Consider the following 10,963-nt stretch of genomic DNA (forward strand, 5'->3'; position numbering starts at 1 on the left):
GACGTAATACATCGACGATCTCTCCGAAGCTTTCCCGATTGCGTCTTTCGCACGGGACATGTCTCAGCATGGCAGGAAGAGATTTCATTTCGCCGAATCCGCTTCGCCGCATTTTAGATAAAGTTCGACAGGCCCGAACAAGCACCGGAGCAAGGCCAGTCTGCCGGCGGCTCTCCCGCCTGCAGGGCGATCCGAGCATTTGCTTTTAGGAACTTTGCCTGTCGCGGTCGATTGTCGCCGGCGTTTAAACTGCAGCGAGACAGCTCCGACCATGCAATCGCGCTACCCGTTGTTGAAGAAGTGGACAGCGGAAGACCATGAGCGGCTGAGGGCGTTGGCTGAAGCAGGCTGGCGGCCGGACGAGATCGCTGGCGAGCTCGACCGCAGCGAAGCCGCCGTCAGGGTACGCGCCTGGCAGCACGGCATCGCGCTGCGGCTGGTCACCCAGAAGCGCAGACCTTGAAAGCAGACCTTGAAAAATGGCTCGTTTGAAGGCCCGCAGGTCAGCGCGGCGAACCTGCCGTGACGCTCTCAGCTGGCGATCGAAACGTCCAGCTCGTGAAGTCCGCTGACGGTCGGCAACGACATGAAGCCCGGCTTTGCGAAATAATAGCCCTGGAACAGCGTGATGCCGGCCGCGCGCAAGGTCGTCAATTCGGCCTCGCTCTCGACGCCTTCGGCCAGCACGGTGATGTCCAGTTCGCGGGCGATCGCGGCCACCGCGGCCACGATCACCTGCTTGGGGTGGCTGAGATGGATATCCCGCAGCAGCTCCATGTCGATCTTGATCAGGTCGGGCTGCAGCCTCGCCAGCAAGCTCAGCCCGGCATAACCCGCGCCGAAATCGTCCAGTGCGGTCCAGAACCCGAGCGCCTTGTAGGCGCGGACGATGTTCTCGACGTGGGCGGGATTGGTCATCCGCTCGTTCTCGGTGAATTCGAACATCAAGTTCGTCGGCGGAAAATTCGCGCGCCGTGCGGCTTCGAGCGATTTCTGGATGCACGCGCGCGGCTCGTAGACGGCGTTCGGCATGAAGTTGATGGAGAGACGCGCATGCGGGTCGTCGAACAGCTTTCCCGCGGTTTCGATCGCCATCACGCGCGCGGCCTGGTCGAACCGGTAGAGCTGATCGTCGGTGAGCTGGCTGAGCACGCTGTGCGCGCTTTCGCCGCCCGGGCCGCGCACCAGCGCCTCATAGCCCCAGACGCGGTGCGCCGCGACGTCGACGATCGGCTGGAACGCCATCCTGAATGCGAACGGCAGCTCGGTTCCGTCGGCGCATCCCGCACATTTCACGACCATCTCGCAACCTCCCCACCCGGACGGCCGAACGTACCGCCGCGGCGGTTAAGAAAAAGCGAAGTGATCCCGGTGCGGAAACGAAGCGACAGAGGTCAGCGACCTCTGGATGTCCAATTGTGCACACAACACGGCCGCGGACGTTTCGGATCGTCCCGACGAAACACGCCTGAAACAATGCTGAAACCCGATTGTCCTGAACGCGGCCGGCGCTGGCCCCGACCAACGAAGCGAAAAGGAGATCATCATGATCCAGGTCGGTTCGAAGGAAGAAGTCGCGTTTCTGCTGGCGTTGTTCGGCACGCACACCCAGCCCATCAAGCGGCCGAAGTCGAAATCGCAGCAAAGCTGAAAGCTGACCCCATGCCAGGTTTGGCCGAATGCCAGAGCCTCTTGCGCCTTCTGATCGCAAGGGGCGACCCGAAGGCCATCCCGCTCGCCCAAGGCGCCATCGATCAATATTTCAACACGGCGCCGGCCTGCATGCGCGGGCGCGGACTGCGCGTGCTCCAGCGCGATGCGCTCGACCAGCATGGCACCGCCGTCGGCGTGCAGCGCTCGTTCGCCGAGACGGTCGATGCCTATATCGCGCGGAAGCTTGCGGAGGAGTGAGGGTGGCGGAGGAGCGAGGGCGTCTTCACCCTGTCGCTTTCACCTGTGATGCGACCGGGCACGAACGCGGCAACACATGTTGCCGCGTTCGCATATTCATTGAAGCTCGCGGTCGGACCCGGGGATCACTGGGTCGGCGGCAGCACGGCCTGCGAGGTCTGCTGCGGCAGGTTGGTGTAGGTCGCACTTTCCTTGGTGCAGATATCCCTGAACACCACGACGCCAGCCTGCGGATATTCCTTCACGAGGCAACTGCAATTGTTGTTGACCACCGGAGCGGGCGCAGCCGCCGCGACGGGTGTCGCCGCAACCACGGTCGCCGGCCGCTGCACCACCACCGTCTTCTCCACCACTTGCTGGGTCGGAACGTACACCGGCCTGTTCACGACAACCGGATACTGGACCGGCCGGACCACGACCTGCGGCGGGATATAGACCGGCGGCGCGGGCCGCGGATAAATCACGACCTGGGGCGGCATCGGCCGGGGGCCGGGGACGTACATCGGGCGCTGGCCGTTGCCGCCATAGCCGCCATTGCCGCCATTGCCGCCATAGCCGCCGAAATGGGGACCGAACTGAGGGTGGGCCTGCGGCGCGTTGCCATACTGTCCGTTCTCGCCCCAGCCGGCCTGGGCCGGGCTGCCTGCAAGGCCCGCCGCGACGCTTGCCAACACGATCGCCGCCGCCATCTTCGTGATCATCACCGTCTTCGTCATGGTCCACCTGTCTGGTTGTTTGTTTTGCTTCAAGCCGTCGTCGTGGGATGAGTGATAGGCGGACTTGGCGCGCGCATCCGTGATCCCGCGCACACAGCCTCCTTCGATAGGAGGAGAGGCAGCCAGGCCCTTGGTGAAGCGAGCCGTGTGGTGAAGCGGGCCGCGTGGTGCAGCGAGCCACGCGGTGGAGCGCGCGCGAGGGCGAACAGGAGCCGGCGGGCGAGCGCCTCCCGGGCAACCCCCGTTGTTCCCGGAACCCATTGGATCCCAAGACTTTTTTGGCCCGGCGCGAAACCTTTGTCCGTCTCGGACCTATTAAGGCAAAGGATGCGGCAATGCCTCGATATTACTTCGATTTGCGGGACGAGCAGGGTGTGGCGCGCGATGAGGAGGGGTTGGTACTGGCCAGTGCGCGGGCCGTTCAGGCCGAGGCCGCCAAGTCGGTGGCCGACATGGCGCGGGACGCCATTCTCGCGGCGCCGCTCTCGGACGGCAAGCAAAGCCAAAGCATGGCGATCGACGTGCGCGACGCCGACGGACCTGTCATGCAGGTGACGTTATCGTTCGAGGTCGAGGATCTCAAGGCGCGATCGCGGTCACGCGATCATTGACGCGTCAGCAAGGTCGCCGGCTGCTCGGGCTCCAGCACGGCGATCTTTCGGCCGAGCTGCCAGACCTCGACCTTGCCGTGCCGCGTGAATTGCTGCGCGAAGGTGAGGGCGGAGGCATCGGACAAGGCCTCGAAAGCTTCGGCGGAGCGGAAGACGCCGTTGTCGCCGACGAGGTAAGCGCGATATTGCTGGGTCATGTGGGCGCCCTCAGGCCGGGTGAATGCAGCCAGGCGTCGATCTGCATGGCCGTCTCGTCCTGCCGCGCCCGGCGCAGCAGCATCTCGCGGCGGCGCCCCGGCGACAGCGTGCGTGCCTCCTCGCGGAGGCGCTCCGCCTCGTCCGCCAGTCGTTCGTGGAGGGTTTTGACTTGCTTGAAACGGCGTCGTTTCTGCATGGCGCTGCGACCTTACTCGAGTGGGCGGGAGCGCAAGCGGTGGTCTCATCACCGATTGTGCCAGCCGCGCGATGATGGATCGACGCTATGCTTCGCCGTGGTGGCGGGCGACATCAATTGATAGGTCGCGCGATTATATTCGCCTGCAGGTTTAGCGCTGTGGGCGATTTACTCATGTTGAGTATGCGAAGCCAATGTTCACTTTTGGACAGAGCCGAACGCTGTCATGACCTCCATCACCGAGCGAGGCTCTGGCCGCAGGTTCAAGATAACGAGAGAGCAGTGGCGGGTGATGCCGCTAGGCGCGTGTCGGCGCGGTATCTTCCTTGTCGACTCCGCGAGCCACTATCTTCAACTGCTCATCGGGCAACGGCCGTTGCAGCGCCTTAGCCTCTTCCCACGGCGCTCGCAGCCACACGTCCCGCTCTTCGGCCGAAGTCAGGATGACAGGCATCGCCTTCGGGTGAATCGGCTCAACGATCGAATTCGGCGCCGTCGTGAGAAAACCGTAGACCTGATGTGGGCCGGGGACCGGCTTCGACTTCGTCCCGCGATCCCCTTTGAAGATGGTCCAGATGCCGGCGAATGCGAACAGCGGTCGCGCCTCAGCAAGGGCGAACCACACGACGTCTTTCTTCTTCGTCTCTGGGTTGGGTTCCGGTGCGTATTCCGCAAAACTGTTGGCCGGGACGAGGCAGCGGTGCTCTGGCTTGAGCCATGCGCGCCAGTGCGGCGATGAGGTGTTGCGAATGTTCGTCACGGGCGGCCCCCCGGTGCGGGGGGGCGGCGGCATGCCCCATCGCATCATGGCCAACTCGCGTTCGCCGCTGTCTGCATTGCGAATGACAGGTGCGGGATAATCAGGAAACACGCCCGGCATCGGTGGCAGGTTGCCTTCGTAGCGGCGCACCACGCGAAAGAGGTCGGCGATCGCCGCCTGATTGGTGGTGATCGAGTAAAGATTGCACATGTGTTCGATGATCCTTAGCGCTCGCCGGGCCACCAGTAAGATGCCGGATTATCCGCCGAGATTTTCGTTGGTCTTAATGCAACGAGTGCGCTTCGCCTATACGGATAACGCCGCACTTCGGAACAGTCCTTACATCGCATGTAGCGTTGAAGTTCATGCACCGGCGTCGTCTTGGCACGACGGACAACATCGAGCGCCACGGTTTGGTTGGTGTCGCAGCCAAGACATCGAACTTCGAGATAGAGGAAGCCGGCATTGATGGCATCGCCGACGGTCGGAGATGGTTGCGCGGGGCCTCTATAGCCGAGCATTCGATAGTTCCACGCCGCACAAGCGAGTTTGTCAGCCTCCTTGCGGGCCTCCTTGGCGCGTTCGGCCGATATCTTGATTTGAGTGCCGTAGAGATGCTGGCGCGACTTGGTGGTCATTCGCTATCAAGGCCATGAGCTGGCGTGGTTGGCAAATTGTCGATTGCTAGTAGGCGAGAGCCGGAACGAGCCACTGCCTGTCGTGGCTGTGGAAAACCAAAGCGCGTCAGATGCTGACCAACTGGCGGCCCGTCCCCTTGCAATCGACGCAGGCCAGTTCGCCTCCGACCATCTCCGGGGGGAACAGACATCGTCCGCTTCCGTCGCATTCCAGGCAGACGATTTGGCCGGCGCCGCATTCGAGTTCCTTAACGTCGGTCTTGAATTCGGTGCTACAATTGTGGGCGCAGTAAACCACCATCGAAGTTGTTGCACCCGCCGAACACGTCAAGTTATCGTCGATAGTTCGTTGCAAAGACACTCTCCGGATATTTCTTGATAGCTTGGACACGAAGCCACTCGACAGCATCAACGAGATTGTCGGCCGTTCCGGTGGCATCAAAGCCGTTCACCTCATCACCGAGTCCGAGCTTGATTTGAAAACCGGCATGCCAAAAGGTGGCAATCGTGAAATTGATTTCACTGTCGTATAGATCCTGAAGGATGCGGGCGGTTCTATCCATCACAGGTCTTCTCTCAATCCTTTGAAGAATGGATGCCGGACTTTTCCCTCGGCAGATTTGGCGCGGTATTCGATCTCTGCAAGCAGTTTGGGTTCGACCCAGATGCCCTTGTGTGCAATGCGCTTGGCGTAGGGTTGCGTCCTGCGGATGAGCGGCTGCAAGCGCTTCTGGAGCTCCGCCGCCGACGTCTTGTCGAACCCATGGTCGACCTTGCCGGCATAGATCAGATCGTCACCTTTGCGACGGGCGAGATACATGCCATCCCATTTGCCTTCATCAAGCGCGAAGCCGGCGATGGTTAAAGTCTCCCGTTGGGCGCATGTCTTCTTGACCCAATTGTTGCCCCGACCGCTGTTGTAAGCGCTGTCCCATACCTTGGAGACTACGCCTTCAAGCCCGATCTTGCAGGCGTGCGCGAACATCTCTCTGCCTTCGATCTCGAAGCTTTCGCTGAACTGCACGTCCGTGCTCGAAATGATCTTCTTCAGCTCTGCCTTCCGCTGAACCAGTGGCAGTTTGCGGAGGTCCCGTCCATTCAGATAAAGGAGATCAAATGCGACGAGCACGATCTTAGCGGACGTGCCCTTCAGCTCGTTCTGAAGGACCGAAAAATCGGTGCTGCCGTCCGCAGCCGGAACGACAACCTCCCCATCGATGATCGCCGAAGCCGCCTTGAGGTGCCATGCATCGTCGGCAACTTTTTTAAATCGCCTGGTCCAGTCATGGCCACGGCGCGTAAAAACAGTAACGGCCTCGTTCGCCAAATGCAGTTGGACCCGGTATCCATCGAACTTGATTTCGTGAATCCATCGCTCGCCGGAGGGCACCTTCTCGATCGAGGTTGCCAAGGCCGGTTCGATGAAGCCCGGGAAGGGCGCTTTGATACCGATCGCCCCTGACTTGGGCAGACGCTGAGACGCCACAGAACCACTCCACGCAACAAACCTTTTGATTCGAATCTTTGCAGGCGGATTCGTTCCGGTCCTTGCCGCGCGAACAGGTGCGCCAAGGAACTATCTGAATCTCCGTGCGTTTTTAGAGTGCAAGGAGATCAACATGGCTAAAGCGAAGAAGCAGACCGCTCGCGGTCGCAAGCAAGACCGCGCGCGCGTGGCGGGCGGGGAGAAGTATGAAGTCGGTTACGAGGCGAAGAAGACCAAGCGTTCCGCTTCGGCCGTGAAGAAGGCGGTCAAGAAGGTTGGCAATAGTCGGAAGAAGGTGGAAAGCAAGCTGAAGAAGCGCTAACCCCGCGAGGACCTTTTGCTTTCAATAGTGGTTGACTAGTGCCGGCGTACCGCCGATTAGCCGGCGTGAATGGCGGCTCCGGTGCAACGTCCCCCCCGTCGTACCCGGAGCCGCCTTCACGGTTTGACACGTCGGGCAAAACACTGGCAGAATGGCATCATCGAGACGAGTTTGTTTTCGCCCGCGCCGGAGATTTCCGCCGCGGGTTTTTTGCGTCCCGATTGGATTGAGTTGGACTGATTTTTTCAAAAAGGAATATCCAGATGACTGAGGTGGTGAATACAAACCTCCTGTCTCAGAACGCTCTCGCGAGGGCAGCCGCTCGCCGAGCTCTGAAGCAGCGTACATTGACTGAAATCAAATCCTTGGCGCGGACGCATACCCCCGTCGCCATGAAAACGCTCGTGCAGATCATGCGCGACAAGGAGGCTCCCGCCCATGCACGTGTCTCGGCGGCCAATGCGATCCTCGATCGCGGCTGGGGCAAGCCGGTGCAGCCGATTGCAAGCGAAGACGGCAAGCCGCTTGAGTTTGTTCATCGCATCGAGCGGGTCATTGTGCACCCTGGCGACAATTTGACGATGGAAGCGCAAATCGAGGAGAGCGTGCAGCGGATACCGATCAGCGTCCTCGGAAGCCTCGGCTCGACGCGCGATGCCTCTCACGAAGAGCTTTGGCTGCGTTCGGAGGAGCAGGCATGAGCACGGATTCCAAAGGGCGCCAAGCGAGCGTTGAGACAGGGTCAGCCGCCGGATGGCCTCAATGGATCGCCGACGCACTTGCATATAAACCCGAGCGACCGGCTGTTGAGTTGAGCGCGCCCGCGAAGTCGGCCGCATCAGAAGCCGACGACCGGCGCAACATTCGAATCCTGAGCCGTTTGGTGAGGACCTGATCCGCTGGGCCAATGCCTCATAATCCGATTGGCCCGCGACTAAGCCACGTCCGTTTTGTTGTCGAAACCGGACGTGGTCAGCTCGCACTAGCAAGTCAGCTATGGGCCACAAGCTGACCTGCACTAGCAGCATCCATTGGCTCAAAATAGACTGCGAAACGTGGCGATTGCACTGGCTACGTCTTGCCGTTTGACGTCTTCGCGCGTTCGCTCCCAACCACGTTTGAAAGAGATCGTGACTGCGTCGGGATACGACCGTGGCCGGCAGTCCGTCTTCCATAATAGGTCACCAACATTAACCTCCACCAATTCTTGATTGTCATACGCGCGCTCGATTGATTGGAAGATTTTCTTTGTTTCGTCTATTGAGAACATCATCGACTGTATGACTTCGGAGCCGGCCCATATCAGCCACACCTCGTCCGTTGGGACTGAAACACGAAAGTATATTAGTCGGGACAAATTGATGAGTTTAAAGGTGCTGGGATACGTTAACTTCCACGGCACAAGCTTGGAAATTTCCTTCCGCAACAACCGCACAAGTGTTCGCAGATGGAGCCGGTCGCTCTGAAAGACCACGAACAGCCCTCCTTGACCAAAAATGGCGACGGTCGCGCGCTATCCAAGGGTAGCAACCTGAACGTGATCTGCAAGCGGCCGTCAGCTCGATCTGAGGTCTGCCTCGGGTCAAAAGCCGCCTTGGCAGCTCGCATTGCGCGCTTCAGCTTGCCTCTCAAAGGCAGACCTCGCGGCACGCTGAGCTAAGGTCAGCTAGGGGCCACAAGCGGAAATTCAGCGCGAGGTGTCCGCGCGCACCGCCTGATTGACACTCGGCTAAATCTCGGCGAAACTTCGCCCCGGTTGATACGACCAGCTGGTTGCACCCTTACGGGAACGGTGAACGTATCGGGCCTCCCTTCATGGCTTCCCTTGACCGGAGCATCCGGGTCAGAAACGCAACCGCCTGACATACCGGGTTCGCTCTACTCAAAGGAAGAAGTCATGCGCGATTTTCGCGATGCAAAGGCTATGGCGCAGACGCTGCGCAGTTCTCTTTCCGCAAGAGCTATCCATATCAGTCATAGCGAGAGCCTTGAGCTTGTTTCTAAGATGTTTGGCGTTGCAGATTGGAATACGCTCTCTGCCAAAATAGAAGGCGGTGGCCAAAAGCTGTCAGTGCGGTCGGACGATGCGGCCGTGCGACGTTTTTTTGCAATTCCTATGCGCGACCTTGTGCCATTCCCCGGCGCGACCTATCCGGTGTTCGCCGGCCGCCCCAAAACCCTTCAAGCACTGAACCAAGCTTCTAAACAGCAGCGCGAGATTGTCATCGCGGTTCAGAAGGCGTCCTCGGTTGACGATCCTACCTTGAACGATATTTATAGTATCGGCGTTCTCGCCGGTATTCGCGATCTTGTTCATCTACATGACGGTACCGTGAAGGCACTTGTGCAAATCCACCGGCGGGTGGCGATCAAAGACTTCATCAACGAATCGGAGAGCTTCATCGCCTGCGTGCAAGACGTCAATGAAGGGGCAATCACCGAAGCTCCTGACTTGATCCGAATGACGGTTGCACAATTCGCGAGCTACGCCGGAAGGCACAACGTCAATATTCCGCAAATTCTTATGCCTCTGGGTGGGGTCCGTGATCCGGATCTCATCGCCGATGTTGTGAGCAAGCAAACTAGCGATCCCGGCTGGGTCGCCGACATTATCGCCGGTTGCTTGAAGTTGTCGGTCGAAGATAAGCAAGGCTTGCTCGCGACGCTTGACCCAGTAAACCGGCTCGAAGCAGTGAAGGATCGGCTGGACGCATGAGTTCAGCTATGGGTCACAAGCGGTCCTCCACCGGCTGCGCACGGCAGGTCCGCTACGGGCCCAGAAGGCGAAAGGAGCGAACTTGTAAAGCGACACTTAGGACACGCTCCAGTTTCGCTGCAATTCTCCGCTGTCGGCCCAGTTCCTGCTGTTCCGGGACTCGTTCCTCCCCTCGTCGACACTCGCTTGCCGGGCTTCTTTCCACCTTCCTATGAGGAGCAGAATCAGCCCGAAGGATTCACGCCGAGCAACCCGCTTCTGAGTTATGGATTGCCCGGATTTCCAGTCTCCAATCCGGCCTCGCAGGGGCTTGGTCAACTACCTCCCCGCACTCCGATCGGTAACGATCCCTTGGTTCTCAGGTTCGATCCGGCGACCGGAGCTCCCCTACCATTCTCCGAGCGCTCACCATTCCTCGACCCCGACCCTCCTTCCGGCGGTACGCCGCCGAACGCGCTGTATGGTGTGGCGGCCCTCGCTGCGCTTATGGCGGTAGCCCCGGCATTCGCGCCGGCATGGGGAGCACTAGGCGCTGTGGGATTCGCGGAGGCGGCGTCGGCACGCGACACCGGCGCGGAGAGAGGAGGTGTCTTCTCCGCGGGGACAACTCCCTACAACGCGCTCAATTCGAAAAATCCTGGCCTTCAGAGCAGCGGAAGCAACTCTCCTTGGCCTGAGCCCCGATCGCAGGTCGAAAACAACACACTTGATCAGGTACCGGAACGTGCCAGTACCTTTGCCGATCGCTTCGGAAATTGGACCGGCACGCCAACCGGCACCATGGCTGCCCGAGACGCGCAAGAAGCGCCGGGTAGTCCTGCCGCGGGAGCTGTTGCGCCAGAAGAGGTCCGTCGTCTCACCCGCGTGAACGCCTCGAATGCGGGCAGCGTGTTCGCATCGGGGAGTGCGCCGGTTCCATATCTCCCTTCCACCGAATTCAACGATCGGTTTGGCGACTGGGCCAAGCCGATAGTTGATGGCCGGCCACCGCCGACGAGCCGGCCAATCGGCGCGTTCGCGGATGAGCCGAGCTATCTCATTCCGCCGCCGATTTTCGCGACGGATGATCCGGGCAACCCGCGCAGTGATGCCGAAGAGTGGTTCTCGCGCTGGATACGACCGCATCTTCGACCGGAGTGAGGGGCCATGAAGTTTCGCAGGTGCCGCCCAATCTCGATCGTTTGATACGTCGGGCAAAAAACTGGCAGAATGACATCATCGAAGGATGCTCGGATCGAGCCCGCGGGATGCCGCTGGAGTTTGTTCACCGCATCGAGCGGGTCATTGTGCATCCCGGCGACAATTTGACGATGGAAGCGCAAATCGAGGAGAGCGTGCAGCGAATACCGATCAGCGTCCTCGGAAGCCTCGGCTCGACGCGCGATGCCTCTCACGAAGAGCTTTGGCTG

16 protein-coding genes are annotated in these 10,963 nt (G+C 60.2%); 8 read left to right on the forward strand and 8 right to left on the reverse strand.

What is annotated here, in order from left to right:
* Nucleotides 1–271: 271 nt before the first annotated feature.
* Nucleotides 272–463 (forward strand): hypothetical protein, encoded by a 192-nt coding sequence (locus IVB31_RS24260; RefSeq protein WP_247328618.1) that lies wholly within the window; start codon nucleotides 272–274, stop codon nucleotides 461–463.
* 68 nt (nucleotides 464–531) lie between these two features.
* Here the strand turns inward: IVB31_RS24260 and IVB31_RS24265 are convergent, their stop codons facing one another.
* A complete protein-coding gene (locus IVB31_RS24265) occupies nucleotides 532–1,302 on the reverse strand; it encodes an EAL domain-containing protein (protein ID WP_247328621.1) in 771 nt (256 codons plus the stop codon).
* 360 nt (nucleotides 1,303–1,662) lie between these two features.
* Here IVB31_RS24265 and IVB31_RS24270 point away from each other — a divergent pair, with 360 nt between their 5' ends.
* Complete coding sequence (locus IVB31_RS24270; protein WP_247328624.1) at nucleotides 1,663–1,911, forward strand: hypothetical protein; 249 nt, start codon at nucleotides 1,663–1,665, stop codon at nucleotides 1,909–1,911.
* 125 nt (nucleotides 1,912–2,036) lie between these two features.
* On the opposite strand, the gene IVB31_RS24275 is transcribed toward IVB31_RS24270, so the two are convergent.
* Nucleotides 2,037–2,627 (reverse strand): hypothetical protein, encoded by a 591-nt coding sequence (locus IVB31_RS24275; protein WP_247328627.1) that lies wholly within the window; start codon nucleotides 2,625–2,627, stop codon nucleotides 2,037–2,039.
* Between the two features lie 335 nt (nucleotides 2,628–2,962).
* Between IVB31_RS24275 and IVB31_RS24280 the strand changes: the two genes are divergently transcribed.
* On the forward strand, nucleotides 2,963–3,238 hold the full coding sequence (locus IVB31_RS24280) for a hypothetical protein (RefSeq protein ID WP_247329197.1): 276 nt from the start codon (nucleotides 2,963–2,965) through the stop codon (nucleotides 3,236–3,238).
* On the opposite strand, the gene IVB31_RS24285 is transcribed toward IVB31_RS24280, so the two are convergent.
* The 6 genes from IVB31_RS24285 to ligD all read right to left on the reverse strand — a co-directional run bounded on the left by IVB31_RS24285 (nucleotide 3,232) and on the right by ligD (nucleotide 6,516).
* Nucleotides 3,232–3,435, reverse strand: a complete 204-nt coding sequence (locus tag IVB31_RS24285; protein WP_247328630.1) for a hypothetical protein — start codon at nucleotides 3,433–3,435, stop codon at nucleotides 3,232–3,234. The two genes, IVB31_RS24280 and IVB31_RS24285, sit on opposite strands and share 7 nt — an antisense overlap.
* Entirely contained in the window at nucleotides 3,432–3,632 is a 201-nt protein-coding gene (locus IVB31_RS24290) for a hypothetical protein (protein ID WP_247328634.1), read from the reverse strand. Before IVB31_RS24290 ends, IVB31_RS24285 begins: the two co-directional genes overlap by 4 nt.
* Nucleotides 3,633–3,930: 298 nt before the next feature.
* Complete coding sequence (locus IVB31_RS24295; RefSeq protein ID WP_247328638.1) at nucleotides 3,931–4,602, reverse strand: SOS response-associated peptidase; 672 nt, start codon at nucleotides 4,600–4,602, stop codon at nucleotides 3,931–3,933.
* A 14-nt stretch (nucleotides 4,603–4,616) separates the two neighbouring features.
* Nucleotides 4,617–5,030 (reverse strand): hypothetical protein, encoded by a 414-nt coding sequence (locus IVB31_RS24300; RefSeq protein WP_247328641.1) that lies wholly within the window; start codon nucleotides 5,028–5,030, stop codon nucleotides 4,617–4,619.
* A 332-nt stretch (nucleotides 5,031–5,362) separates the two neighbouring features.
* The gene (locus IVB31_RS24305; RefSeq protein WP_247328644.1) at nucleotides 5,363–5,593 is read right to left on the reverse strand and encodes a hypothetical protein; all 231 of its coding nucleotides are present in this window, start codon (nucleotides 5,591–5,593) and stop codon (nucleotides 5,363–5,365) included.
* The gene (gene ligD / locus IVB31_RS24310; protein ID WP_247328647.1) at nucleotides 5,593–6,516 is read right to left on the reverse strand and encodes a non-homologous end-joining DNA ligase; all 924 of its coding nucleotides are present in this window, start codon (nucleotides 6,514–6,516) and stop codon (nucleotides 5,593–5,595) included. Before ligD ends, IVB31_RS24305 begins: the two co-directional genes overlap by 1 nt.
* 133 nt (nucleotides 6,517–6,649) lie before the next feature.
* Here ligD and IVB31_RS24315 point away from each other — a divergent pair, with 133 nt between their 5' ends.
* The 5 genes from IVB31_RS24315 to IVB31_RS24335 form a co-directional block, all read left to right on the forward strand.
* Nucleotides 6,650–6,838, forward strand: a complete 189-nt coding sequence (locus IVB31_RS24315) for a DUF3606 domain-containing protein (protein ID WP_247328651.1) — start codon at nucleotides 6,650–6,652, stop codon at nucleotides 6,836–6,838.
* A 263-nt stretch (nucleotides 6,839–7,101) separates the two neighbouring features.
* Entirely contained in the window at nucleotides 7,102–7,539 is a 438-nt protein-coding gene (locus IVB31_RS24320; protein WP_247328654.1) for a hypothetical protein, read from the forward strand.
* 1,196 nt (nucleotides 7,540–8,735) lie between these two features.
* Nucleotides 8,736–9,554: an LON peptidase substrate-binding domain-containing protein gene (locus IVB31_RS24325; protein WP_247328658.1), complete on the forward strand. Its 819-nt coding sequence runs from the start codon at nucleotides 8,736–8,738 to the stop codon at nucleotides 9,552–9,554.
* A gap of 186 nt (nucleotides 9,555–9,740) precedes the next feature.
* On the forward strand, nucleotides 9,741–10,694 hold the full coding sequence (locus tag IVB31_RS24330) for a hypothetical protein (protein ID WP_247328661.1): 954 nt from the start codon (nucleotides 9,741–9,743) through the stop codon (nucleotides 10,692–10,694).
* 20 nt (nucleotides 10,695–10,714) lie between these two features.
* Nucleotides 10,715–10,963: hypothetical protein (locus IVB31_RS24335; protein ID WP_247328664.1), on the forward strand; the 249-nt coding region annotated here is incomplete at its 3' end.

It is taken from the genome of Bradyrhizobium sp. 21 (assembly GCF_023073335.1).
Lineage (GTDB): Bacteria > Pseudomonadota > Alphaproteobacteria > Rhizobiales > Xanthobacteraceae > Bradyrhizobium.